We start from the raw sequence: 252 nt of genomic DNA on the forward strand, positions 1-252 counted from the left end.
CAACGGATTAGTCAAGCCTTTTCTAAAATTCCCAAGGACTTTTGGGAAATTTCTTGGTACACTCCAATGGCCCTCAACTTTTGATAGCGATTTTCCCTGCAGCGCTTCTGGATTCTCCGACCTCAGACTCACAAGATGTTTGGAAATGACCTGAGATAATTTCTCTGCGGTCTGATTTAAGTCTTTATGTGCTCCGCCAAGAGGTTCGTGAACCATCTCATCCACTACCCCAAGTCTTTGTAAGTCTGGAGC

The 252-nt window shown here is 44.8% G+C and carries 1 pseudogene; it reads right to left on the reverse strand.

What is annotated here, in order from left to right:
* Positions 1–216, reverse strand: a pseudogene (locus tag DSOL_RS28615) (hypothetical protein); the annotation flags it as partial.
* Between the last annotated feature and the right edge of the window lie 36 nt (positions 217–252).

The sequence above is a fragment of the Desulfosporosinus metallidurans genome (genome assembly GCF_001936615.1).
Lineage (GTDB): Bacteria > Bacillota > Desulfitobacteriia > Desulfitobacteriales > Desulfitobacteriaceae > Desulfosporosinus > Desulfosporosinus metallidurans.